Source organism: Stenotrophomonas sp. LGBM10 (genome assembly GCF_046736075.1).
GTDB lineage: Bacteria > Pseudomonadota > Gammaproteobacteria > Xanthomonadales > Xanthomonadaceae > Stenotrophomonas.
Genome location: NZ_CP177163.1, coordinates 1230515 through 1255696 on the forward strand (window position 1 = coordinate 1230515; position 25182 = coordinate 1255696).

At 67.4% G+C, this 25182-nt stretch carries 22 protein-coding genes; 9 read left to right on the forward strand and 13 right to left on the reverse strand.

Annotated features, from left to right (window positions below; all coding sequences use genetic code 11):
* The first annotated feature begins 586 nt into the window (after nt 1–586).
* Nucleotides 587–1840: a lipase family protein gene (locus ACLB90_RS05180; RefSeq protein WP_411851923.1), complete on the forward strand. Its 1254-nt coding sequence runs from the start codon at nt 587–589 to the stop codon at nt 1838–1840.
* 53 nt (nt 1841–1893) lie between these two features.
* On the opposite strand, the gene ACLB90_RS05185 is transcribed toward ACLB90_RS05180, so the two are convergent.
* The 3 genes from ACLB90_RS05185 to sucC all read right to left on the reverse strand — a co-directional run bounded on the left by ACLB90_RS05185 (nt 1894) and on the right by sucC (nt 5772).
* Entirely contained in the window at nt 1894–3528 is a 1635-nt protein-coding gene (locus ACLB90_RS05185) for an NAD+ synthase (RefSeq protein WP_411851924.1), read from the reverse strand.
* A gap of 177 nt (nt 3529–3705) precedes the next feature.
* Nucleotides 3706–4581, reverse strand: coding sequence for a succinate--CoA ligase subunit alpha (gene sucD, locus ACLB90_RS05190; RefSeq protein ID WP_017356169.1), 876 nt, complete (start codon nt 4579–4581; stop codon nt 3706–3708).
* 21 nt (nt 4582–4602) lie between these two features.
* Nucleotides 4603–5772, reverse strand: coding sequence for an ADP-forming succinate--CoA ligase subunit beta (gene sucC / locus ACLB90_RS05195; protein WP_046273840.1), 1170 nt, complete (start codon nt 5770–5772; stop codon nt 4603–4605).
* Nucleotides 5773–6091: 319 nt separating this feature from the next.
* Here sucC and ACLB90_RS05200 point away from each other — a divergent pair, with 319 nt between their 5' ends.
* A complete protein-coding gene (locus ACLB90_RS05200) occupies nt 6092–7705 on the forward strand; it encodes a sensor histidine kinase (RefSeq protein WP_411851925.1) in 1614 nt (537 codons plus the stop codon).
* Nucleotides 7706–7783: 78 nt separating this feature from the next.
* Nucleotides 7784–9172, forward strand: coding sequence for a sigma-54-dependent transcriptional regulator (locus ACLB90_RS05205; RefSeq protein ID WP_411851926.1), 1389 nt, complete (start codon nt 7784–7786; stop codon nt 9170–9172).
* Nucleotides 9173–9196: 24 nt separating this feature from the next.
* Here ACLB90_RS05205 and pilB read toward each other — a convergent pair whose 3' ends face one another.
* The 4 genes from pilB to ACLB90_RS05225 all read right to left on the reverse strand — a co-directional run bounded on the left by pilB (nt 9197) and on the right by ACLB90_RS05225 (nt 13624).
* Nucleotides 9197–10927: a type IV-A pilus assembly ATPase PilB gene (pilB, locus tag ACLB90_RS05210; RefSeq protein WP_411851927.1), complete on the reverse strand. Its 1731-nt coding sequence runs from the start codon at nt 10925–10927 to the stop codon at nt 9197–9199.
* An 84-nt stretch (nt 10928–11011) separates the two neighbouring features.
* Nucleotides 11012–11884 (reverse strand): serine hydrolase domain-containing protein, encoded by an 873-nt coding sequence (locus ACLB90_RS05215; RefSeq protein ID WP_411851928.1) that lies wholly within the window; start codon nt 11882–11884, stop codon nt 11012–11014.
* A 26-nt stretch (nt 11885–11910) separates the two neighbouring features.
* Entirely contained in the window at nt 11911–12900 is a 990-nt protein-coding gene (locus ACLB90_RS05220) for a methyltransferase family protein (RefSeq protein ID WP_411851929.1), read from the reverse strand.
* A 286-nt stretch (nt 12901–13186) separates the two neighbouring features.
* Complete coding sequence (locus ACLB90_RS05225) at nt 13187–13624, reverse strand: pilin (RefSeq protein ID WP_411851930.1); 438 nt, start codon at nt 13622–13624, stop codon at nt 13187–13189.
* Nucleotides 13625–13985: 361 nt separating this feature from the next.
* Here ACLB90_RS05225 and ACLB90_RS05230 point away from each other — a divergent pair, with 361 nt between their 5' ends.
* The 3 genes from ACLB90_RS05230 to coaE are packed head-to-tail and all read left to right on the forward strand — an operon-like array spanning nt 13986 to nt 16744.
* Complete coding sequence (locus ACLB90_RS05230; RefSeq protein WP_411851931.1) at nt 13986–15245, forward strand: type II secretion system F family protein; 1260 nt, start codon at nt 13986–13988, stop codon at nt 15243–15245.
* A gap of 7 nt (nt 15246–15252) precedes the next feature.
* On the forward strand, nt 15253–16116 hold the full coding sequence (locus tag ACLB90_RS05235; protein WP_017356176.1) for a prepilin peptidase: 864 nt from the start codon (nt 15253–15255) through the stop codon (nt 16114–16116).
* Nucleotides 16117–16126: 10 nt separating this feature from the next.
* Nucleotides 16127–16744, forward strand: a complete 618-nt coding sequence (gene coaE / locus ACLB90_RS05240; RefSeq protein ID WP_411851932.1) for a dephospho-CoA kinase — start codon at nt 16127–16129, stop codon at nt 16742–16744.
* A 19-nt stretch (nt 16745–16763) separates the two neighbouring features.
* On the opposite strand, the gene ACLB90_RS05245 is transcribed toward coaE, so the two are convergent.
* The 6 genes from ACLB90_RS05245 to ACLB90_RS05270 form a co-directional block, all read right to left on the reverse strand.
* Nucleotides 16764–18095, reverse strand: a complete 1332-nt coding sequence (locus ACLB90_RS05245; RefSeq protein ID WP_411851933.1) for a sensor histidine kinase — start codon at nt 18093–18095, stop codon at nt 16764–16766.
* 4 nt (nt 18096–18099) lie between these two features.
* Nucleotides 18100–18777, reverse strand: a complete 678-nt coding sequence (locus tag ACLB90_RS05250; protein ID WP_017356179.1) for a response regulator transcription factor — start codon at nt 18775–18777, stop codon at nt 18100–18102.
* Between the two features lie 8 nt (nt 18778–18785).
* Entirely contained in the window at nt 18786–19250 is a 465-nt protein-coding gene (locus tag ACLB90_RS05255; protein ID WP_411852702.1) for a hypothetical protein, read from the reverse strand.
* Nucleotides 19251–19488: 238 nt separating this feature from the next.
* Nucleotides 19489–20382, reverse strand: a complete 894-nt coding sequence (gene rimK / locus ACLB90_RS05260; protein ID WP_411851934.1) for a 30S ribosomal protein S6--L-glutamate ligase — start codon at nt 20380–20382, stop codon at nt 19489–19491.
* Nucleotides 20383–20451: 69 nt separating this feature from the next.
* Nucleotides 20452–21663, reverse strand: a complete 1212-nt coding sequence (locus ACLB90_RS05265; protein ID WP_411851935.1) for a hypothetical protein — start codon at nt 21661–21663, stop codon at nt 20452–20454.
* The gene (locus ACLB90_RS05270) at nt 21647–22099 is read right to left on the reverse strand and encodes a hypothetical protein (RefSeq protein WP_411851936.1); all 453 of its coding nucleotides are present in this window, start codon (nt 22097–22099) and stop codon (nt 21647–21649) included. The genes ACLB90_RS05265 and ACLB90_RS05270 overlap by 17 nt, the downstream gene beginning before the upstream one ends.
* Nucleotides 22100–22255: 156 nt before the next feature.
* Here ACLB90_RS05270 and ACLB90_RS05275 point away from each other — a divergent pair, with 156 nt between their 5' ends.
* The 3 genes from ACLB90_RS05275 to ACLB90_RS05285 all read left to right on the forward strand — a co-directional run bounded on the left by ACLB90_RS05275 (nt 22256) and on the right by ACLB90_RS05285 (nt 25131).
* Nucleotides 22256–22993, forward strand: coding sequence for a hypothetical protein (locus tag ACLB90_RS05275; protein ID WP_411851937.1), 738 nt, complete (start codon nt 22256–22258; stop codon nt 22991–22993).
* Between the two features lie 111 nt (nt 22994–23104).
* The gene (locus tag ACLB90_RS05280; protein ID WP_411851938.1) at nt 23105–23779 is read left to right on the forward strand and encodes a response regulator transcription factor; all 675 of its coding nucleotides are present in this window, start codon (nt 23105–23107) and stop codon (nt 23777–23779) included.
* Nucleotides 23776–25131 carry a sensor histidine kinase gene (locus ACLB90_RS05285; RefSeq protein WP_411851939.1) on the forward strand — a complete coding sequence of 452 codons (1356 nt, stop codon included), beginning with the start codon at nt 23776–23778 and terminating at the stop codon, nt 25129–25131. The genes ACLB90_RS05280 and ACLB90_RS05285 overlap by 4 nt, the downstream gene beginning before the upstream one ends.
* The last annotated feature ends 51 nt before the right edge of the window (nt 25132–25182 follow it).

Below are 25182 nucleotides of genomic sequence, written 5' to 3' on the forward strand. Positions count from 1 at the left end.
AAAAAGGGCCCGGTTCGGGCCCTTTTTTTTGGTTTTCTCCCTCCGCACAGCGTGGCATGAAGCGTTCTGAACCTGCACGGGCAGGGCGGCCGGAGGGTCGGGCGCTGGGGCGCGATGCCCTTGTCGGCGAGTGTCCCCCGGCGTCGGCCTGCGGCCGCCCCCTCCTCCTTTACCTCGCCCACAAGGGCATCGCGCCCCATGTGTCGAGACCGCTGGCGCCTCACTGGAGCATCCCGCTTTCCCGCACGCGTGCCGCAAGCCGAGCCCCGTCGTGGCCGACAGGCTCCAGGGCAACGTAAAGGAGGAGGTCGTCGCCGCCAGGCGGCGGCCGGGGGACGGTTGCACAGGGGCCTGTCGGTCGCGCCGGGGCCCTCACGCTCGCGGTATCCCCCCGAGCGAAGCCGCGTACCTGACGGCCGCCCTGCGGCAGCCCGTAGGAATCGCTGCAAAGCCATCATTCCGGGTCAGATGCGACAGCGCACCGGGGAAGCTGGGACCGCGGTCGCGGTCGGTGGCCGACGGGATCAGGAGACTGCGCGCACGCGACAGGCCACCCCCGTGGCCGGCGGAGCCCGGAGACACCCCCATGCTGAAACTGATCCGCCCCTCACCCCGGTCCCGATCAGGCCGCAGGTGCGTCGCCAAGGGGCTGCTGGCGGCCGCCCTGACCCTGCCGCTGACCGCTGCCGCGCTGCCCGGGGTCCCCGGCACGGTGGTGGATGCCGAGCCCTACACGGCCGCCTGGCTGCCGTCGCAGGCGGCCACGGCCTACCGCCTCACCTACACCACCACCAACGTGCACGCGCGCCCTGCCCTGAGCACCGGGCTGGTGTACCTGCCGGCCGGGCGGGCGCCGGCCGGGGGCTGGCCGGTGGTGTCCTGGGCGCACGGCACCCAGGGCGTGTCGGACAGCTGCGCGCCGTCGGTCTCGGGACCGCAGCGGCCCGAGCGCGACGGGCGCTTCCTGGACCTGTTCCTGGCCACCGGCCATGCCGTGGTCGCCTCCGATTACCAGGGCCTGGGCTCCCCGGGCGAGCATGCGTTCCTGCATGGCGCCACCGCCGGGCGCAACATCGTGGACATGGTCAAGGCGGCCCACGCCTTCGCTCGCCACCTGCCAGCCGGGCAGCAGCTGTCAACGCGCTGGGTCTCGGTGGGCCACTCGCAGGGGGCCGGCGCAGCGGTGGTGGCCGGTCACCAGGCCAGCGCACAGGGACAGAACGCGCTGGACTACCGGGGCACCTTTGGCACCGGCACCCCGGTCGGGGTGGAATCCACGGCAGCGCTGATGGCGCCGGACAACCGGATCCCCTACCCGGGCCCGATCAACGCCTACCACGCCTACATGCTGCTCGGCCTGCTGCAGATCGAGCCAGGCATCGACACCGTCCTGACCGACGTCGGCCGGCAGCGCCTGGCCCTGGGCCGGCAGCTGTGCCTGGCCGAGCTGGCCACGGCACTGGACGGCGCCACGACCGGCGAGATGTTCCAGGCACCGTTGCTGACGGTGCCCGGGATCGCGCCGATGCTGGCGGCGTATTTCGACATGCCGCTGCGCGGTTTCACACAGCCGCTGATGCTGGCCCACGGCACGGACGACCGCGATGTGAGTTACGACAAGGCCCTGCTCTATGCCACCGAACTGGCATTGCAGGAGCAGCCGGTCCTGTTCCGCCCCTACCCCACCGACCACTGGGGCATCCTGGACGCGGCCGGGGCAGACGGCCTGCAGTTCGTGAGCGCGCGGTTGACCGCGCCGCAGGGAGGGCGCGGGGCGATCATCGACGCCGCAGCCGAATCGGCGCACCTGCAGCGCCTGCTCGACGCCGCCGCGCCCTAGGCACGGCCGTTCGCCACCGGGGTCCGGCCTGCGGCAGGGCCCCGTGCGCGGCGTCAGCCCATGTAGCCGTTGCTGATCGGATAGCGCCGTTCGCGGCCGAAGGCGCGCCGCGACACCTTCGGGCCCGGGGCGGCCTGGTGTCGCTTCCATTCACTGGTGCGCACCAGGCGCAGCACGCGGTCCACGACCTCCGGCGCGTACCCGGCCCCCACGATCTCATCGCGCGACTGTTCCTGGTCCACGTAGCGGTACAGGATGCCGTCGAGCACGTCATAGGCCGGCAGCGAATCCTGGTCGGTCTGGTTGGCGCGCAGCTCCGCCGACGGCGGCCGGGCGATCACCGCCGGCGGGATCACCGGCGCGCCCCCGACCGTGTTGCGCCATTTGGACAGGCCGAACACCTCGGTCTTGTACAGGTCCTTCAGCGGCGCGTAGCCGCCGCACATGTCGCCGTAGATGGTGGCGTAGCCAACCGCGTACTCGCTCTTGTTGCCGGTGGTGAGCAGCAGCCCGCCGAACTTGTTGGACAGCGCCATCAGGATCACGCCGCGGCTGCGCGACTGCAGGTTCTCCTCGGTGACATCGGCCGGCTGGCCCTCGAACATCGGGCCGAGCGCGCTCATCAGGCCTTCGAACACCGGTTCGATCGACACCGCCTCGAGCGTCACCCCCAGCGCGCGGCACTGCTCGGCCGCCAGGTCGTTGGACATGTCGGCGGTGTAGCGCGAGGGCAGCCGCACCGCGGTGACGTTGGCAGCACCCAGCGCATCGACCGCCATCGCCAGCACCAGCGCCGAATCGATACCGCCGGACAGACCCAGCCACACCTTCTTGAACCCGTTCTTGCGGCAGTAATCCTGGATGCCACGGGTGACGGCACGCCACGCCAGCGCGTCCATGCTCTCGTCGCCATCGTCGATCCACTCACGCGGCAGGAAGCGCCGGGTCTGCGCGTCGTAATCCACCACCAGCCACTGGTCGGTGAACGCCGCCGCCGCCGGGTGCACGGTGCCATCGCCATCGGCAACGACCGAGGCACCATCGAACACCAGCGCGTCCTGCCCGCCAACCACATTGAGGTAGGCGATCGCCGCGCCGCTTTCACGGGTGCGTTCGGCCAGCAGGGCATCGCGTTGGGCATGCTTGCCGCGCTCGTACGGCGAGGCGTTGGGCACCACCACCAGCTGTGCGCCCTGGCGCACGGTCTCGGCCAGCGGCTCGGCGAACCACAGGTCCTCGCAGACCAGCACACCGACCGGCACGCCCTTGATCTCGAACACGCAGCTGCCGCCGTCCGGATCGACATCGAAGTAGCGGCGCTCGTCGAACACCGCGTAGTTGGGCAGCTCGCGCTTGCGATAGGTATGCAGCACCTCGCCATCGCGCAGCACGCTGGCCGCGTTGTAGACCACCGCACCGGCCGCCTGCGGCCAGCCGACCACCGCCGTGATGCCCCGGGTAGCCGCCGCGATGCGCTCCAGCGCCTGCTGGCAGTCGTACAGGAAGCGGGGCCGCAGCAGCAGGTCTTCCGGCGGATAGCCGCTGATGGCCAGTTCCGGGAACACCACCAGTTCGGCACCATACTCGTCGCGCGCCTCGCCGATCATCGTGATGATGTTGTCGGTGTTCTGCGCGACGGCGCCAACCGGAAAATCAAACTGGGCCAGGGCAATGCGAAGCGACGTCATGAGATACAGCCTGGTAGTTGCAATACCCCATTGTAGTGCCGGCCGCCGGCCGGCAACCACGTGGACGCGTTCTGCGCCCGAACGCAGAAAGGCCGCCCGGAGGCGGCCTTTCTGTTTGAGGCAGCCGACCAGCGGTCGGCTTTACAGGCACGTACGCCGCATGCGCGGCAGGCGGCCTTACTTCACCAGCTTGGCGATCGCGGCACCCAGGTCGCCCGGCGAACGCACGGTGACGACGCCAGCAGCTTCCATCGCGGCGAACTTGCCTTCCGCGGTGCCCTTGCCGCCCGAGGCGATCGCACCGGCGTGGCCCATGCGCTTGCCGGCCGGAGCCGACGCACCGGCGATGAAACCGACGACCGGCTTCTTCACGTGGTTCTTGATGTACTCGGCACCGGCTTCCTCGGCGTCGCCGCCGATTTCGCCGACCATGATGATGCCTTCGGTCTGCGGGTCTTCGTTGAACAGCTTGAGGCAGTCAACGAAGTTCAGGCCGTTGATCGGGTCGCCACCGATACCGATGCAGGTGGACTGGCCCAGGCCGACTTCCGTGGTCTGCTTGACCGCTTCATAGGTCAGGGTGCCCGAACGCGACACGATGCCGATCTTGCCCGGCTTGTGGATGTGGCCCGGCATGATGCCGATCTTGCACTCGCCCGGGGTGATCACGCCGGGGCAGTTCGGCCCGATCAGCACGGTGTCCGGATGCGAACGGGTCAGCACGTTCTTGACGCGCAGCATGTCCAGCACCGGAATGCCTTCGGTGATGCACACGATGACCTTGATGCCGGCAGCCGCAGCTTCCAGGATCGCATCGGCCGCGTACGGCGGCGGCACGTAGATGACCGACGCGTTGGCGCCGGTGCTCTGCACGGCGTCGGCAACGGTGTTGAAGACCGGCAGGTCGATATGGGTCGTGCCGCCCTTGCCCGGGGTCACGCCGCCAACAACCTGGGTGCCGTACTCGATCATCTGAGTGGCGTGGAAGGTGCCCTGCTGGCCGGTGAAGCCCTGCACGATCACCTTGGTGTTCTTATTGATCAAAACTGACATTGGATTTCCTTCGGTGTCGGATCAGGCGGCGTTCTTGACAGCTTCAACGACCTTCTTGGCACCGTCGTTGATGTTGTCGGCCGGGATGATGGCCATGCCGCTGTCACGCAGCAGCTGCTTGCCTTCTTCCACGTTGGTGCCTTCCAGGCGCACCACGACCGGAACCTTGACGCCCACTTCCTTCACAGCGGCGATGATGCCTTCGGCAATCATGTCGCAGCGGACGATGCCGCCGAAGATGTTGACGAAGATGCCTTCGACCTTGTCCGAGGACAGGATCAGCTTGAACGCTTCGATGACGCGCTGCTTGTTCGCACCGCCGCCCACGTCCAGGAAGTTCGCCGGCTCGCCGCCGTTGAGCTTGATGACGTCCATCGTGGCCATCGCCAGACCGGCGCCGTTGACCATGCAGCCGATGTTGCCGTCCATCGTGACGTAGTTGATGTCCAGTTCCGACGCGATCACTTCGGTCGGATCTTCCTGGGTCTTGTCGCGCATGGCGACCAGCGCCTTCTGACGGAACGCGGCGTTGTCGTCGCTGTCGAACTTGCCGTCCAGCGCGTACAGGTTGCCGTCGTCCAGGATGGCCAGCGGGTTGATTTCAACCAGCGCCAGGTCCTTTTCGTTGAACAGGCGGTACAGGTTCACCATGATGTTGGCGAACTGGCCGGCCTGCTTGGCGGTCAGGCCCAGCTTGAAGCCGAAATCACGGCCGTGGTAACCCTGCACGCCCTCGACGAAGTCGACGTTGAGCGAGTGGATCAGTTCCGGGGTTTCAGCAGCGACCTGCTCGATCTCCACGCCGCCTTCCGACGAGGCGATGTAGGTGATGGTCTTGGTGCCACGGTCGACCAGTACCGACAGGTACAGTTCCTTGACGATCTCGCCGGCGGTGGTCACCAGCACCAGGTTGACCGGCAGCTCGACGCCGGCGGTCTGGTAGGTGGCCATCTTGGTGCCGAGCATCTTGGCCGCAGCGGCCTTCACGTCGTCGGTGGTCTTGCAGAACTTGACGCCGCCAGCCTTGCCGCGACCGCCCGCGTGGATCTGCGCCTTCACCATCCAGGGGCCCTGGCCCAGGGCGTTGGCAGCGTCGACCGCTTCATCCGGGGTCGCCGCGACCTTGCCGGCCGGGACGGGAATGCCGTACTCGGCAAGCAGCTGTTTTGACTGGTATTCGTGGAAATTCATGCGTCACCGTGGGAATAGGAACGACCGCACGCATCTCCAAGGCTCCCTCACGGGGTCACCGGCATGGACCGCGGCGGGCCCACTATTGTGGACGACCCGGCGCGAAGGCGCAAAGAACGCCCCCACGGCGGCCGGCGGCCCGACCTTTTCCGACCACTTTTCAGTCAGTTGCGCTCCCTCCCGGGGGGCCAGCGGCGCGCCGGGGCCGACAGGCCGCGCAAACCGGGCCGGCCCACCCGCCCGCCCCCTCCAGCCCACGCCCCCCCATGCGCGGCCACACCCTCTACACTCCCCGCAATGCCTGAAGGGGAGTTCCGGCGTGTCACCCAGCGCTTCACTGATCGACCGCATCGAATCCATTCCGAGGCGGGAACTGTATTTTTTCGCGTTGTACCGCCTGCTGATCGCCTCGGTGATCATCGCGCTGCTGTTCAGCCCACTCAGTTCGATGGTGGGCGACGCCGACCACCCGCGCCTGGCGCGGATCGTCGGCACCGCCTATCTGCTGCTGTCCGTCCTGCTGCTGTTCATCGGCCGCAACGAGCGCTGGCTGCGCCCGATCGTGGTGGGCGGCGTGGCCGTGGACATCATCGCCGCGGTGCTGCTCGCCCATGCCCTGCCCGGCGCCAGTGCCGGCATCTCGATGTCGCTGCTGTTCAACATCGCCGCGGCAGCCACGCTGCTGCCGCTGTCGCTGGGCCTGGGCATTGCCGTCACCGCCAGTGCCGCCACGGCCGGGGAATACGTGTGGAAGCTGCTGGAGGGCGGCGACCCGACCCGTACCCTGGCCGAACTGGCGATGTTCGTCACCAGCTATCTCGCCCTGGCTTTCGTCAGCTACCAGGTCGGCAACCGCGCGCGCCGCAACCAGCAGCTGGCCAACCAGCGTGGCGCCGAAGTGGCCAACCTGTTCGAGATCAACGAACTGATCATCCGCCGCATGCGCACCGGCGTGCTGGTGGTGGACGGGGCCAACCGCATCACCCTGGCCAACGAGGCGGCCTCCACCCTGATCGGCGATGCCGACGGCAACAGCGGCAGCGGGCGGCTGGAACTGGCCAGCGCCGCGCCGGAACTGGCGCGGCGCCTGCAGCGCTGGCGCAACGGGTGGACCAACGACGAACTCCCCATCCAGCTCTCGCCCGACCAGCCGGAAGTGCAGCCGCGCTTCGCCCGGCTCCTCGCGGGCAGCGACCTGACCCTGGTGTTCTTGGACGACTCCAGCGTGGTCTCGCGCCGTGCCGAATCGCTCACCCTCTCGGCGATGGGCCGCTTCTCGGCCAGCCTGGCCCACGAAATCCGCAATCCGCTGGCGGCCATCAACTACGCCGCCCAGTTGCTGGAGGAATCCACCGCGATCGGCGAGACCGACCGCCGCCTGCTGCAGATCATCCACCAGCAGTGCCAGCGCACCAACGGCATCGTCGAAAGCGTGCTCGGGCTGGCGCGCCGCGAGCGCGCCAACCCGGAGAACCTGGACCTGGCCGCGTTCGTGCGGCGCTTCGTCATCGAGTACAAGCAGGGCATCACCCTGGAAACGGACAGCGTCGAGCCGATCATCAGCGAGACCTCCGTGCACGCGCTGATGGACCCGCGCCACCTGCACCAGATCCTCACCGTGCTGGTGCACAACGCGCTCAAGTACGGCCGCATCGCGCAGGACCCGGCGCGCGTGCGGCTGCGCGTGGCGCGCCAGGAGCGCGCGGCGGTGATCGATGTGATGGACCGCGGCCCCGGCATCCCCGAGAGCGTGGCCAGCCAGCTGTTCCGCCCCTTCTACACCACCTCCGAGCACGGCACCGGACTGGGTCTGTACATCGCCCGGGAGCTCTGCCGCGCCAACCAGGCCCGGCTCGAGTACGTGTCCGTACCGGCGGGCGGCGCCTGCTTCCGGTTGATCCTGCCCGGCCCGCACACGATGCTGCACGAATGACCGCAGACAACCGCACATCCGCCCACCCCGCGTCAAACATTTGTCGCCAATGACTCCCCTCGGCTATCTTCCCTCCTCATGAACGACAACCGCAGCGCCCTCGTCGTCGACGACGAACGCGACATCCGCGAACTGCTGGTACTGACGCTGGGCCGCATGGGCCTGCGCATCAGCACGGCGGCCAATCTCGCCGAGGCACGGGAGCTGCTGGCCAGCAATCCCTACGATCTGTGCATCACCGACATGCGGCTGCCCGACGGCAACGGCATCGAGCTGGTCACCGAGATCGCCCAGCACTACCCGCGCACGCCGGTGGCGATGATCACCGCCTTCGGCAGCATGGACCTGGCCGTGGAAGCGCTGAAGGCCGGCGCCTTCGACTTCGTCAGCAAGCCGGTGGACATCGCCGTGCTGCGCGGACTGGTCAAGCATGCGCTGGAACTCAACAACAGCGAGCGCGCCGCGCCCCCCACGCTGGCCCCGGAACAGGCCACCCGCCTGCTCGGCGAATCGCCGGCGATGGACGGCCTGCGCGCCACCATCGCCAAGGTCGCGCGCAGCCAGGCACCGGTCTACATCCTCGGCGAATCCGGCGTGGGCAAGGAGCTGGTGGCGCGCACCATCCATGACCAGAGCGCACGCGCAGGCGGGCCGTTCGTGCCGGTGAACTGCGGTGCGATCCCCTCCGAGCTGATGGAAAGCGAGTTCTTCGGCCACAGGAAGGGCAGCTTCAGCGGTGCCCATGCCGACAAGCCCGGCCTGTTCCAGGCCGCGCACGGCGGCACCCTGTTCCTGGACGAAGTGGCCGAGCTGCCGCTGCAGATGCAGGTCAAGCTGCTGCGCGCCATCCAGGAGAAGTCGATCCGTCCGGTCGGTGCGGCCACCGAGGTCGCCGTCGACGTGCGCATCCTCTCGGCTACCCACAAGGACCTGGGCGAGCTGGTCGAGGACGGCCGCTTCCGCCACGACCTGTACTACCGCATCAACGTGATCGAGCTGCGCGTGCCGCCGCTGCGCGAACGCCGCAGCGATCTGCCGCAGCTGGCCGCCTCGATCCTGGCGCGGCTGGCGCGCACCCATGAACGCCCCACCCCGCTGCTGGCGCCGTCGGCGCTGGACGCGCTGGCCCAGTACCACTTCCCCGGCAACGTGCGCGAACTGGAGAACATCCTGGAGCGCGCCCTGGCCCTGGCCGAAGGCGACAGCATCGGTGCCAGCGACCTGCGCCTGCCCGCGCCGGGTGGCCACCGGATGGCCGGGGGCGCCGCCGTGGCGCACCAGGAAGAGGCGGTGGTCGACCTGCCGGCCGGCAATGGCGCGCTGCCCACGTACATCGAGCAGATGGAACGCACCGCGATCCAGCGCGCGCTGGAAGAGAACCGCTGGAACAAGACCCGCACCGCCGCGCAGCTGGGCATCACCTTCCGCGCGCTGCGCTACAAGCTCAAGAAGCTGGGCATGGATTGAGGGCCGGGCGCCGCCCGGCGCCCGTCAGTCCTTGGTGACGCGGTTGATCTCGGCCAGGCTGGTCACGCCAGCCGCGGCCTTCACCAGCGCCGACTGGCGCAGGTCATTGACCCCGGCGCGCTGCGCCGCTTCGGCGATCTGGATGGCGTTGCCGCCGGCCAGCACGATCACCGAAATCTCTTCGCTCATCGGCATCACCTGATAGATGCCGGTACGGCCCTTGTAGCCTTCGGTGCATTCCTCGCAGCCCACCGGCTCGTACAGCCGGATCCCGGCATCGATCTGGTCCTGGGTGAAGCCCTCGGCCAGCAGCGCATGCGCGGGCAGCTCGATCGGCCGCTTGCAGTTGCCGCACAGCCGCCGCGCCAGGCGCTGGGCGATCACCAGGGTCACCGAACTGGTGATGTTGAACGGAGCGATGCCCATGTTCATCAGGCGCGCGATGGTCTGCGGTGCGTCGTTGGTATGCAGGGTGGACAGCACCATGTGGCCGGTCTGCGCGGCCTTGATCGCGATCTCGGCCGTTTCCAGGTCGCGGATTTCGCCGACCATGATGATGTCCGGGTCCTGGCGCAGGAACGAGCGCAGCGCCGCGGCGAAGGTCATGCCGCGCTTGTTGTTCTGCTGCACCTGGTTCACGCCGGGCAGGCGGATTTCCACCGGATCTTCGGCGGTGGAGATGTTGCGCGTCTCGTCGTTGAGGATGCCCAGCGCGGTGTACAGCGACACCGTCTTGCCCGAGCCGGTCGGGCCGGTCACCAGCACCATCCCGTAGGGCTTGTGGATGGCTTCCAGGAACAGCTTCTGCTGGTTCGGCTCGTAGCCGAGCTTGTCGATGCCCAGCTTGGCCGCGCTGCCATCCAGGATACGCAGCACGATCTTCTCGCCGAACAGCGTTGGCAGCGTGCTGACGCGGAAGTCGATCTGCCGGGTCTTGGACAGGTTGAGCTTGATGCGCCCGTCCTGCGGCACGCGCTTCTCGGCGATGTCCAGCTGCGACATCACCTTCAGACGTGCAGCGATGCGCTGGTTGAGCTTGACCGGCGCCTTGGCCACGTTCTTGAGCAGGCCGTCGATGCGGAAGCGCACCCGGTAATCGTCTTCGTAGGGCTCGAAATGGATGTCCGAGGCACCCTTGCGGATCGCATCGACCAGCACCTTGTTGACGAACTTCACCACCGGGGTGTCGTCGCCCTTGGCGTCCACGCCGGCATCCGGGCTGCCGCCCTCCTCGTCGCCGCTGGAGACATCCAGATCGCCCATGCCCTCGTCGTCGCCGCCACCGAGCGCCGAGCCGAGGGTGTCATGACTGGACTGCCACTGCTCCAGGGTGCGCTTGATCTGCTCCTCATCGACCAGGATCGGCTCCACCACCAGGTTGGTGTGGAACTTGATCTCGTCCAGCGAATGGGTCGGGTCGCTGGTGCCCACGAACAGCTTGCCGCCGCGCTTGAACAGCGGCAGCACGCGGTGCTTGCGCAGCAGCTCCTCGCTGACCAGGCTGATCGCGTTCTGGTTGCCATCGAACACCGACACGTCCAGCAGCGGCATGCCGAACTCCAGGGCGTTGGCCGCCGCCAGCTGCCCGGCAGTGACCAGCTTGTGCTCGGCAAACCACTGCGGCAGCGGCTGCTTGGCGGCCGCGGCCTTGGCCATCGCGTCGCGCGCGGCCGCCTCGTCGAGCGCGCCGTCCTGGACCAGGCGACGTGCGATGCCGGTGATGCCGACGAGGTTGGCGGTGCTGACTACGGACATGTGGCGCCCCTTTGAGTACCTGCGCAAGATACTGCAGTTGCCAGGTGAAAGTCTTGAAACACGCGCGAATCGGACCGCCCCCGCCTAGGGCGCCATACAGCGCCACAACGCCCGCGATGCCTCCAGGCTGGCGGCATCCACGTCCTGCGGGTCACCCAGGAAGTGCGCCACCAGCAGTCTGCCGCGTCCGTCACTGAGTGCCAGGCTCACCATCCCGGGAAGACGGCCGAAGTGGCTCCATGACGGCCCTTCCACCGGCGCTGGCCACCGTCGCCACCCATATGTGTAGTACGAGCCGTCTGGCAGCGCCACATCGGTGGGAAGATCGACAAGCGGAAGCGTCCTGGAAAGGGCGCCATACAGCTGATGCAGCGTTCCACTCCATCCGCCCGCCGCCCCCAACGGCGAATCCAGAGAAAGACGCAGATCAGGAGGCAAGCCCGACGGAGTCGACAACAGGATCTCACCCAACACACAGTAGCCAGCGTTGCTGTACAGCACCTGCTGGCCGACGCCCAGCTCCGGTCGACGCTGCAGTACGTCACGCGCGGCAGCCTGGCAGCTCGGTGGCGTCGAGGCGAACAGCGGATCACGGAAACTCCGATCGAATCCCGCACGGTGCTGCAGAAGCTGCCGGACCGTGATGGACGCCGTCTCCGGAACGAACGCAACGCCTGGCAGCAACTCCCCTACCGGCTGTTCAAGGCCCAGTTCACCGCGATCAACACGACGGCGCACTTCGCCTGCTACCAGGAGCTTGGTCAAGCTGGCCATCGGCAGGACGCTGTCGGCACTTCTGAAGGTGAGCCACCCCGCCTTCGCCTGCGTCACGCCGCCATGTTCAGCCGTGAACACGGCAACGCCCTGCTCCAGGCCCGGCTGGTGCAACGCCTGTTCAACACAGGACGCGCGCGTCCCCTCGTCACTCGAGGTACATCCTGTCAGACAGGCCAGCATCAGGGCAGTACAGCAGGCCCTGACCACTACCCACGCTCCCGGACAACGTTTCCGCCGGCAGCCCGCCGGACCCGCGCCAGCCAGCCATGACGCGCGATCCAGCGCGCGTAGTGCCGATAGTCGGGATCGCGACGAAGATGCCGCTCTTCGGTATACGCGCGGACGGCGTAGATCAGATTGACACCAAGCAGTGCGAGACAGTGAAGCAGTGTCTGCGCCGGCGTGCCATGACCGAGAAACGGCACCGAAATCAGCCACCACGAGGCGTTCTTGGCCACATAGGCAGGATGTTTGCCCCAGCGGTACGGCCCGCTGGTGATGATTCCCCGATGGGTCAGATTTGAGAACCGGGGACCGAAAACAACCGTGGACCAGGTGTAGATCGCGGTCAGCAGCAGAATCGCACCGCCCCAGACCCCCGCCGCGACACTGCCGGCTGCAAACCATGCCGTCCAGTCGGCGCTCGACTTGTAGACCAGCCAGGATTCAAGCACGACAACGCTCAGGGGCGGGTAACAGGCCAGCGCCGACAGCCAGCCCAGCGCGGTGGTGTCCACCGAACGGATATGGGCGTCGATGCGTTCGCTGGTCGAGAGATATCCGACCGTCCCGAACGCGGTGTCGATGGCATAGAGCAGCGCCATCGCCGCAGCAAACGCACCAATGGTCGCGCTGCCCTGCCACATCTGGCCCGCACTCGCTATCCACGCCAGCGACCAGGCCAGCATCAAGGGCAGGAACACCGCCTTGACCACCCACCCCATCAGACTGACGACGGCATCAGCGTCGGGCCGTGCTCCCCGCAGCAGCAGCTGTACGAGGCGCCCACACGACAGCACCGTGGGGCCAAGCATGCCAGGGCGGACCAGCGCGATGACCGCCATTGCCGAGCACACCGCGAGCACCGGCAGCGTGAACTGGCTGACGGTCTGCCCCTTCTCCCCACCGACATGGGTCTGGATCTGGATGGAACAGACGAACAGGGCCGTTACAACGGCAACGCCTGCCAATGCCATGACCGGCGTAGCAGGATGACGAGGCGTCGAGGACGCCCCCGTTCTCCATTCGCATATCCACATCGGGACGGCCGCGAATGACAACAGCAGGAGCCAGCTGGCAAACGCGTCCAGCTCAAAGCACGCACCGAGGCCCAGCCCCACCGCCGCTCCGATGGCCCCCCAGGCCCCCGTGCGTGGCGCTACCGCACTAGCAGGAAGTCGATCCACACCACCGCCCCCTCCAAAAAGACTTCGGGGGGCATACGCCCCCCGAAGGTCAACTCAAGCGTGTACTACGCCGCTATCAACCGCCGGTGGTCGGCAGCGCGCCCTGGCAGGTGGCCGGGCGGTACTTGGCAGCGATGGTGCCGGTGCAGGTCCATTCAACCTGACCGTTGGCACTCTTGTTGCCGACCAGGATGATGGTGCCGGTCGGAGTGGTGCCGCCCAGAGCCCGGCCCGTGGCAGTGATACGGCCGTTGGCGTAAGCAACGCCGGAGACGTACTTGGAGGACTGGGATTCGATGTCGACAGTGCCCGGCATCGCGGTGGCATTCGCCGTATCGGCAGCAGCGGCTTCCGACACGGTGGTGCGGGCCGAAGAAGCGGCCAGCATCACTTCGGACACGCGCGACTTGACCAGGTAATCCTGGTAGGCCGGCAGCGCGATGGCAGCCAGGATGGCAATGATCGCGACGACGATCATCAGTTCGATCAGGGTGAAGCCCTTCTGATTCTTCATGTGTACATCCCCAAGAGGTAGATAGTTGGTAGGGCACTGGGCCGTCGCCGGGCCGGCAAGCCGGTTGAGCGGGGCGGGCGCCCTGTGCAGGTGGATCGAAGCAGGTTGCGTGCCAACAGTGCCAGCAATGCTCCCCAGCATTCCCCGGCGCAATGATGGCAGCAATCTTCAGGATTGGAACCCCCCTCACAGAAATCTGCGACGGACCCGGCAATGTGACGTACTGCGTCACCTTCTGACAGAACTGACCGGTCCAACCGGCCCGCCACCGTCGCCTGTCAAGGGATGCCAACCGCATTCGGAAACCGCTACCATGCGGCGAGATAGCCCGCCTGGGGATGGTGTGGCTGGGGAGCCCAAAATGTCTGTGAGCCGTAGCGCGATCAAGAAAGAGCCCGTGGCGCGAAGCACCATGGAGCTGCAACCGTTTGTCTGGGAGGGGACCGACAAGCGCGGCATCAAGATGAAAGGCGAGCAGATCGCCAAGAATGCGAACATGCTGCGCGCCGAGCTGCGCCGCCAGGGAATCACGCCCGGGGTGGTGAAGGTCAAGCCGAAGCCGCTGTTCGGCGCGGCGGGCAGCCCCGTCACGCCCAAGGACATCGCCTTCTTCAGCCGCCAGATGGCGACGATGATGAAGTCGGGCGTGCCGATCGTGAGCGCCCTGGAGATCATTGCCAGCGGGCACAAGAACCCGCGCATGAAGAAGCTGGTCGACACGGTGCGCACCGATATCGAGGGCGGTTCGTCGCTGCACGAGGCGATCAGCAAGCACCCGGTCCAGTTCGACGAGCTGTACCGCAACCTGGTCCGCGCCGGTGAAGGCGCCGGTGTGCTGGAAACCGTGCTCGACACGGTCGCCACCTATAAAGAGAACATCGAAACCCTCAAGGGCAAGATCAAAAAGGCGATGTTCTACCCGGCGATGGTCGTCGCCGTGGCGATCATCGTCAGTTCGATCCTGCTGATCTGGGTCGTGCCGATGTTCGAGGACGTCTTCAAGAGCTTCGGTGCGGACCTGCCCGCCTTCACCCAGATGATCGTGATGTGTTCACGCTTCATGGTGTCGTGGTGGTTGTTGCTGGCACTGATTGCAGGCGGCAGCATCTTCGGCTTCCTGTATGCCTATCGGCGCTCCCCGTCCATGCAGCACACGATGGATCGCCTGATCCTGAAGGTGCCGGTGATCGGCGAAATCATGAACAACAGCGCCATCGCCCGCTTCTCGCGGACCACGGCAGTGACCTTCAAGGCCGGCGTGCCGCTGGTCGAGGCGCTGGGCATCGTAGCCGGCGCCACCGGCAACAAGGTCTACGAAGAGGCCGTGCTGCGCATGCGCGACGACGTCTCGGTGGGCTACCCGGTCAACATGGCGATGAAGCAGGTCAATGTCTTCCCGCACATGGTCATCCAGATGACCGCCATCGGCGAAGAGGCCGGCGCGCTGGATACCATGCTGTTCAAGGTCGCCGAGTACTATGAGCAGGAGGTCAACAACGCCGTGGATGCCCTGAGCAGCCTGTTGGAACCGATGATCATGGTATTCATTGGTACCATCGTCGGTGGCATGGTGATCGGTATGTACCTGCCCATCTTCAAACTCGGCGCGGTTGTCGGATAAGTGATACATGGCATTTCTTGACCAGCATCCCGGTCTCGGCTTTCCCGCCGCGGCCGGTCTGGGGCTGCTTCTGGGCAGCTTCCTCAATGTAGTGATCCTGCGCCTGCCCAAGCGGCTGGACTGGCAGTGGAAGCGCGACGCCCGCGAAGTGCTGGAAGAGCCGGACATCTACGAGCCGCCACCGCCGGGGATCGTGGTGGAGCCGTCGCACTGCCCGCACTGCAAGCACAAGCTGGCCTGGTACGAGAACATCCCCCTGTTCAGCTGGCTGGTCCAGCGCGGCAAGTGCCGCCATTGCCACGCCCCGATCTCGATCCAGTACCCGCTGGTGGAGGCGCTGACCGCGCTGCTGGTGGTCGCCAGCGTCTGGCAGTTCGGGTTCGGCTGGCAGGGCTTCGGCGCGATCGTGCTGACCTGCTTCCTGATCACCCTCTCGGGCATCGACCTGCGCACCCAGCTGCTGCCGGACCAGTTGACCCTGCCCTTGATGTGGCTGGGCCTGATCGCCGCGAGCGACAACCTGTACATGCCGGCCAAGCCGGCGCTGCTCGGCGCGCTGGCCGGCTACCTGTCGCTGTGGTCGGTGTGGTGGCTGTTCAAGCAGCTTACCGGCAAGGAAGGCATGGGCCACGGCGACTTCAAGCTGCTGGCGGCACTGGGCGCGTGGTGCGGGCTCAAGGGCATTCTGCCGATCATCCTGCTGTCGTCGGTGGTGGGCGCGATCATCGGGTCGATCTGGCTGTATTCGCGTGGCCGCGACCGCGCAAGCCCGATTCCGTTCGGGCCGTACCTGGCCATCGCCGGCTGGATCGTGTTCTTTTGGGGCGAGCCGTTGATCAACGGCTACCTGAGCTACGCCGGCCTGCGTTGAGGGCCGGCCGATGAGTCGCTTCGTGGTGGGCCTGACCGGCGGCATTGCCGCCGGCAAGAGCGAGGTCAGCCGCCGTTTCGAGGCACTGGGCGTGACCGTGGCCGATGCCGACCTGGCCGCCCGCGAGGTAGTCGCCCCCGGCAGCGAGGGTCTGGCCCGCATCGCCGCCCAGTTCGGTGCCGATATCCTGCTGGCCGATGGCCAGCTCGACCGTGCCGCCCTACGCGAGCGCATCTTCGCCTCCACGCAGGCGCGCCAGGCGCTGGAGGCGATCACCCACCCGGCCATCCGCCAGCTGCTGCGCGATACCTGCGCGCAGGCGCCGGGCCCTTACGCGATTGCCGCGATCCCGTTGCTGACCGAAGCCGGCGGCCGCGCGCAGTACCCGTGGCTGGACCGCATCCTGGTGGTGGATGTGCCGGTGGCGGTGCAGCACGCCCGGCTGGTGCAGCGCGACGGCATCACCGCCGACCTGGCCGACCGCATGATCGCCGCCCAGGCCAGCCGCGACGCGCGCCTGGCGCTCGCCGACGACGTGGTGACCAACGATGGCCACCCCGATCACCTGCAGATGCATGTGGAACGGCTGGACCGCCAGTACCGGGCATTGGCCGCACATCACACCTGATGCGGCGGCCGCGCCACCGTCAGGCGTGGGTTGCCGGGGAGAAGGTCAGCGTGGCGATCACGCCGCGCTCCTCACCGGGGCGCACGCTGACCTGCCAGCCGTAAAGATCGCACAGCCGGCTGACGATCGATAGACCGATGCCCCCGCCCTGCGAATGGCCCGCATGGGTGCCTCGGTAGCCACGCTGGAACAGGCGCTCGGCATCTTCCCGGCTCAGCCCCGGGCCACTGTCGATGACCTCCACGCTGTTGGCCAGGATGCGCACGCGCACGGCCCCTTCCTGCGAGTACTTCACCGCGTTGCCGATCAGATTGCCCAGCGCGACCGACAGGGCCGCCTCGGGCGCATCCACCACCAGCTCGTGGCCGCCTTCGAGAATCAGCTCCAGCGGCTTGCCGCCGAGCTGGGCACGGTGCGCGTCGAGCAGCTGCTCGGCAACCCGGGCCACATTGCTGGTGCCCTGCCCGCGCTCGTTGCGCGACAGCAGCAGCAGCGAGCCGATCAGGTCGGTGCACTGCTGTTCCGCACGCTGGATGCGCTGCAGACGCTGCAGCACCTTCTCGTCCAGCCCGGGACGGGCCAGCAGCAGCTCGGTGGCACCGCGGATCACCGCCAGCGGCGTGCGCAGCTCGTGGCTGACGTCGGCGTTGAACTCCCGGTCGCGCTGCACCACTTCGGTCAGGCGCGAGGAGTAGTCGTCCAGCGCCTGAGCCAACTGGCCCACCTCGTCATCCGGGAAGCGCGGTGCCAGCGGCTCCGGCTCGATCGTGCCGCCGCGGTAGGAACGCAGCCGTGCGGCGAGGTCCGACACGGGCTTCATGACCTTGGACGCCGACCACCAGCCCAGCACCACCGACAGCAGGCTGAACACCAGCACGGAGACCAGAAGCGCCCGCTTGAGCTGCATCTCGCCGCGCTGGGCCTGGGTCATGTCGTAGAGCAGGAAGAACCACTCGCTGTCGGTCTTGCGCACGGCCAGCTTGTAGGCGAACGGCTTGCCCTGGTCGTCGGTGCCGGTGATGTTGTGGTTGCCATTGGGCAGCCGGGTCCACTCCGGGCGCTCCTGGCGGACGCGATCGAATTTGTCCTTGGGGAACACGTACGCCAGCATCTGCTCGACCGGCAGGTCCGGGCTGCGGCTGGGATCGGAATAGAACCGCCGTGCGTACTCGTCCACGTTGCGGTTCATCACGTCTTCGACCAGCTGGTTCTCCACGCGGCTGCGGGCCCAGTTGGTGGCGAACGCGAACAGCGTCGTCAGGCAGAAGCCCAACAACGCGAACGAGACAATGATGCGACTGCGCAGCCGCCGCCGGTACGGTGCGCGGCGGCGGCCCCCCTTGGCGCTCACCCGATCAGGCTTCCGGTGCGGCGATGCGGTAGCCGATGCCGTGGCGGGTCTGGATCAGCGGCACTTCGAACGGCTTGTCCACCACGGCGCGCAGGCCGTGGATGTGCACGCGCAGCGAGTCCGAATCCGGCAGTTCCTCGCCCCACACCCGGGTTTCCAGTTCCTGGCGGGTGACCACGGCCGGGGCCGCTTCCATCAGCGCCTGCAGGATCTTCAGGGCGGTGGGGTTGAGCTGCAGCAGCTTGCCCTGGCGACGCACTTCCAGCGTGTCCAGGTTGTATTCCAGATCGCCGGTTTCCAGCACGCGGGTCTGCACGCCCTTGCCGCGACGCGACAGGGCGTTCAGACGGACTTCGACTTCCTGCAGCGCGAACGGCTTGATCAGGTAGTCGTCGGCACCGGAATCGAACCCGGCCAGCTTGTTGTCCAGCGAATCCCGTGCGGTGAGCATCAGGACCGGGGTCTGCTTGCGCGCTTCATTGCGCAGCTTGCGGCAGACCTCGATGCCATCCATCCCCGGCAGATTGAGATCCAGCACGATCGCGTCGAACTCATGGACCACCGCCAGGTGCAGGCCGGTCACGCCATCGGCGGCGAAGTCCACGGTATGCCCGCGGTCTTCGAGGTAGTCGCCCAGGTTGGCGGCGATGTCGCTGTTGTCTTCAATTACAAGAATTCGCACTGTGACCTCTAATAAGAATAATTGCCGACCCGTTGCGTCTTGTCCATGCGCCCTTGGGCCTGGGCCTTGATGCGCTCGCGCTGGGCAACGGTCATGCATTGGGTGACCGGCATGTTGGAGCCGATCGCCTTTTCACGCTTGCATATTAGACGGCTATCTTCGCGCGCTTGTGTCAAAACGGTGTTTACTACCTGCTGATCGTTGAACAGCGCCATCCGCGCGCTCTCCGGCAGCGCCTTCTGCTCGGGGTACTGTTCGACCACGCCGCGCATGCGCGTCAAGGCTTCCCGGACGCGGCCGCGTTCGGACACGCCCAGTTCGGAGTAGGTCTCGCCATCGTTCAACTCGGTCTCGATCCGGGTGATCTGTTCAGACAACGGCTTGCCCGACTCGAACACCTCCTTCTTCGGCGCCGCGTGTGCGGCGGTACTCACGCACATCAGCAGCGCCGCCGTCGCCAACACCTTGGTCATACCTTTCATGCCCAGCCATTCCTTGCTTGGAGTGAACGCCGACTGTATCCCCCTCGCCTTCACGCCAGCAAGTGCGCAACGGCAGGGCATAAAAAGGCCCAGGCGGAAGCCGCCTGGGCCTGAAGGTGTTTCCCGATTACCGAATCCTGCTGAGGAGGGCAGAGCTGCGGTTCGACAGAGCCTACGCCGGGGGCGATTAAACCCGTGTTAAAAGCGCCGGCCGAGCCCGCATTAATGTTCAAGCCTTTGAAATAGAAGGCTTTTTCATTGAAGCCACATGATCAATGATGCGTCCGGCCAGGTCGGTCTGGCAGATCGCCTCGATCCCCTCCAGCCCCGGGGTGGAGTTGACCTCCAGCACCAGTGGGCCGCGGGTGGAGCGGATCAGGTCCACGCCGGCCACGCTCAGGCCCAGCGCCTTGGCCGAGCGCACCGCCACCTGCTGTTCGGCCCGCGTCGCCTTGGCCGCGCGCGCACTGCCGCCGGCGTGCAGGTTGGAGCGGAAGTCGCCCTCGGGGGCCTGCCGCTGCATCGCCCCCACCACCTGGTCGCCCACTACCAGGCAGCGCAGGTCGGCCCCCTGGGCCTCCCCGATGAACTCCTGCATCAGGAAATTGGCGTACAGCCCGCGCAGGGCCTCGACGATGCCGCGCGAGGCGCTGGCCTTCTCGGTAAGGATCACGCCCCGCCCCTGGGTGCCCTCGTTGAGCTTCACCACGTGCGGCGGCGGGCCCAGCATCGACAGCAGGTCCACGGTGTCATCGGGGTTGTCGCCGAACACCGTCACCGGCATGTCGATGCCCTTGGACGCCAGGATCTGGTGCGCGCGCAGCTTGTCGCGCGCGCGCAGGATGGCGTCGGACGGGTTGGGCGTGCGCGCGCCCATCATCTCGAACTGGCGCAGCACGGCGGTGCCGTAGCGGGTCACCGAGGCGCCGATGCGCGGAATCACCGCGTCCACGCCGGTGATCGCCCGCCCCTTGTAGTGCATGGTGAAGCCGTCGGCAGCAATGCGCATGTAGCAGCGCAGCGGGTCGAGCACGCGAACGGTATGGCCACGGGCACGCGCGGCCTCGACCAGGCGGCGGGTCGAATACAGTTTGCTGTTGCGGGAAAGAATGGCCAGTTTCATGGCGGCGCGCAGGGAAGAAAGCGCGAAGCATAGCGCGCAGGCGATACGGCGCGATGACGGCTCCCCGGATCAGCGCCGCGGCAGCCGCACCGCCAGGCGGCCGTTGGAATGGCTGACCGACAACACCGTCTGCCGCCACTCCACGATCAGTTCGACATGGCCGTGGTCGTCGCCCACCGGTCGGGGCGGAGCGCCGTCACTGATGTAGCCCCGTTCGTACGCCAGCAGCGTCAGCCTCCCCGTGTCGTCGGCGGTCACGACCCGCACTGATGCCGAGCGACGCTCCCTCCCGCCGACATCCACAAAGGCGTCGGCCGCCAGCGCCTGCCAGCGCCCCCGGAAGTGCACCAGCCACAAGGGCCCCAGCGACTGGTGATGCTCGCCCAGGCGGATGCCGGCGACCGCCACGCACCGCCCGCGCGGACTGGCGACCACCTCATCCAGCGCGTAGACATGGCGGCCCGAGGCCTCACCGTCCAGACTCAGCGCGCACGGGCGTGCATGGGTGAACAGATCCGGTGACGAGGTCCGCCGCAGGTCGTCGGGGAGCAACAGGTGCGCGCACAGTTCCCGGCCATCGGGGAGCACCTGCCGCTGCAGTGGCACCCACGGCGCCATCCGCGCATGCCGGTCCGGATCCAGCCAAAGGCCCTGAAACGGGCGCAGCGCGACGGTGCCTGTCGCCAGCGTGCGCACCCAGGCCGCAGCAGCGGCATCGCCGTGCTGGCGACGGCGCTCGTCCAGCCCGTGCCAGAACGCATGCGGCGCGATGCCGGTCAGATGCATCAGCACATGGTCTCGCTCGTCGTACGCCACGACAGCATCACGGCGATCCACATACGCGTTGGCCACCCGCAGCGACGTACCCGCCAGGTCGCGCCAGGTCGCGCGGGCATCGTCGCTCCCTGAACAGGCGATGCCACCGACGATGGCGCCATCGCGCAGCATCTGGGTACTCGACGACGGCCCGCCCATACCGATCTCGCCCACGTGCAGCAGCCTGTCGCCCTCCGGCACCCGCGCCGCAAACGGATACAGGCGCTGCGAGTGCAGCCGCGCACCGCCCACCGCCACCACGTCGCCGGTCAGATCCAGGCGCGTCAACACCTCGGAGACCACCATCGCACCGACCAACGCCGCGATGACACCCAGCGGCGACCACCATGCGATGCAGATGCCCACCAGCACCACCAGGGGCAGCCAGCGGGTATAGCGGCGCAGCGCGGTGCGGTCGGCGGGCACTGACGACGACGGGCGGTCGGCGTCAGCCCTGCGCGGCATGCGGCGCATCCAGACCGGTCTTCGGCGTACAGACCGCCTCGTGCTGCGCGGTGGCCAGCCAGTCGAGGTTGGACCCTGCCGGAATGCGCGCTACCGGCCCCTCGATCGTGGTGCGCTCCCAGCCGTCCGCACGCCGCCGTGCGGCATACCGCAGGTCCCACTGCCCGTTGTCTTCCATCCGGTACATCGCGACAGTGCCGCGCCTGCAGTCGGCCTCGACGCGGTAGGTTTTGTACCCCGGCACGCTCCCTTCCACGCGCCGCGTGCCATCGGGCAACGTGGTCCGCGCCGACACCGTTGCGAGCACGCCGGGCTCGGCCGGGAACTGATCCAGCGGCGGCAGCACCGCCCATGCGGGCGCACCCATGACGGTGAACAGCAGCGCCGGCAGATACCGCAGGCGAGAGGAGACGCGGACAACGCTGCGACGGATCATGAACAGTCCTTTTCAGATCGGTCAGACAGTATGACGGCGGCCGTGGGGAGTGACCAACCACAACGACATGCATCGAAGCGTGCATCGCTGCGCTACAGTGACCTCCGAAGCCACCGCCGCTACACCCACGCGACTGTCGGCATGCATGGATTCCGGATGAAGCACCTCCCCTCCCGTTGCGCCGCGTTCCTGGCCATCCTGCTGTCGGCGACGGCACCGGCTGCGCCCGCTCAGTTCACCGACTACACCGCGTTCTATCGCTCGTTGGGCGACACGCTGTTCCAGGGGCCGGGCACCGCCCTGGCGAGGCCCTGTACGGAATCGCCCCGGCACTGCGTGTGGGTGACCTCCATGCGCCAGGCCCTGCGGCGCTACGACCAGCCGCTGTGGACCACGCCGGGCGACCTGGACATGGCGCCGCCGGCAGGCGTACCCGACGTGGCCTTCGACGGCGAGGCACTGGTGGTGGGGACGCAACGCTGGCCATTGCACGATGCGGTCAACCTGGCACCGCCGCCGTGGAAGGGCAACGCGCCCGTCGATCCCGAGAACCTGGCCGAGATCACGCTGTGGCATCGGGGCGCCTCGAAGTGCCTGGACATTCGCCACGTCAGCAGCGGCTACGGCGATCGCTACACCACGGTGGTGCTGCTGCATGCAGACCGGCTCTACGTGCTGCCTCCGCTGTTTGGCACCTGTGCGGCCATCCGCAGCGCGCCGCATGCCGGCTTCCGCTATCCGAGCAACGCCTATCTGGGCGTGTCGCAGGAGAACCAGCCCGACGGGCTGCAGGTGGACTACCTGCTGTCCGACGGCAAAACCCGCCTTGAACGCTATCGGCTGCGCTTCCCTGAACCGGGCTATCCGTTCGTGTTCGACGCGGTGCGCGAGTAGTCGCAGGCAGGGCGGCGGCTGAACGGCCGGGCCGCTGCGGACTTCACGCCATGTTGGCGCAATGTTTCTGTAATACGGTTCCTGCGCGCTCCTCCTGCCATAGCCCTGCCGATGCACATCCTGCTCGTCGAAGACGAAGCCGAACTGGCCGCTACGCTGCGGTCCGCCCTGCAGCGCGAGCGCAACGTGGTCGACCTCGCAGATACCTTCGCGCTGGCCCGGGAAGCGGCGCTGTACGGCGCGCATGACCTGATCCTGCTCGACCGCACGCTGCCCGATGGCGATGGCCTGGCCCTGATCGCCCTGCTGCGCGAGCGCAACCCCGGCGTGCCGGTGATCGTGCTCAGCGCGCTGGGCGAGCTGCCCGACCGGGTGGAGGGCCTGGACGAAGGGGCCGACGACTATCTGGCGAAACCGTTCGCGCTGGAGGAACTGTTCGCACGCATACGCGCGGTGAGCCGGCGGCCGAGCAACGTGCGCGTGGATACCATCAACGCCGGGCGACTGGTGTTCGACCCGGTCTCAGGTGAGGCCACCGTCGGCACGGAGCGCCTGGAACTGACGCGCCGCGAAATCCGCGTACTGGCCGCCCTGGCGCGCCGCCTGGGCCGGACCGTGCTGCGCGAGTCCATCGAAATGGCGGTGTATGGCTTCGACGATGGCATCCATTCCAACACGCTCGACTCGCACGTTTCGCGCCTGCGTCGCAAGCTGGCCGACGCCGATGCCGGCGTGGAGATCCATGCCATCCGCGGCGTTGGCTACCTGATGCGGGAAAGCCGGTGAGCAGACGTCGTCCCACCCTGAAGTGGCCCCTGATCATCAAGCCACTGATCCTGCACCTGCTGACCCTTATCGTGGCCCTGTCCGCACTGCTGGTCGTGCTGGTGCGCTTCGACAGCGGTGGCTACTACACGATCCAGACCTTTGCTCCGCTCGCCGCCGATACCGTGCACCGCGACAGCCACGGCGCGCTGTACGTGAAACGTACACCCGAGTTCGACGCCCTGCTCAAGGCCGCCCCCGGGGCATGGTTCGTGGCCGAGGACGAACGCGGCCAGCGCGTGAGCTTCGGCCAGGTGCCGGCGGCATATGCCTCGCTGGCCACCGCGCTGCGCGGCGTCCCGTTTGGCGACCTGCGCGGTCGCGACGCCGGCGACGGCCTGGCCATCGTCATCCGTGAACATACCGGGCCGGCCGGCAAGCTGACCATCATGGCGCATGGCGAAGTGGACTCGCTGACCTGGCAGATGGCGCTCGCCGCGCACATCATCACCCTGCCCATCTTCGCCCTGCTGGCACTGGTAACGCTGATCGCCACCCCGATCATCGTGCGCAAGGCGTTGGCCGGGGTGGAGCGCATCGCCCAGGAAGCCAAGAACATCTCCGCCAGCCGTCGCGGCGTGCGCCTGACCGAAACCGCCGTACCGGTCGAGATCGCCCCGCTGGTGACGGCGGTCAACGAGGCGCTGGACAGACTCGATGAAGGGCACGAGCGGCAACGCCGCTTCATTGCCGCTGCCGCGCATGAGCTGCGTACGCCGATCGCCATCCTGCGGGTGAAGATCGACGCCGCCGACGATGCCACCTCGCGCAGCCTGGCGGTGGAGGTGGCGCGGCTGACAACGCTGGCGGAACAACTGCTGGACCTGCACCGGATGGAGGCATCCGGACAGAAAGAAACCATCCAGTTGGCACGGCTGGCCAAGCGCGTGGTGGCCGACCTGGCGCCGTTGCTGATCCAGTCCGGACGCACCGTCGCCGTGGTCGTCGAACCCCACCAGCCGATCCAGGGCGAGACCGGTGCGGTCGAACGCGTGCTGGCCAACCTGGTGCTGAACGCCGCCGAGCACGGGGGCCGCCAGGTGATCGTGCGCGTACACGGCACCTGCATCGAGGTGGAGGATGACGGTCCGGGCATTCCGGTGGATGAACGCGAACGCGTGTTCGAACCGTTCCAGCGCCTGCGTCCACGGCAGACCGGCGCCGGGCTGGGCCTGAACCTGGTGCAGCAGGTCATTGATCGCCACGGCGGGCGGGTGACGATTCTCGATGCACCTGGTGGTGGCGCGCTGATCCGCGTGGCGTTCCCGCCCCATCCCGGCGTCGCACCGCCGCCCGTGCCGCCAGCGGCGTGATACGCGCCGGCATCGCCCACGCAAGGTTCACGCAACCCTTCGTACCGAGAC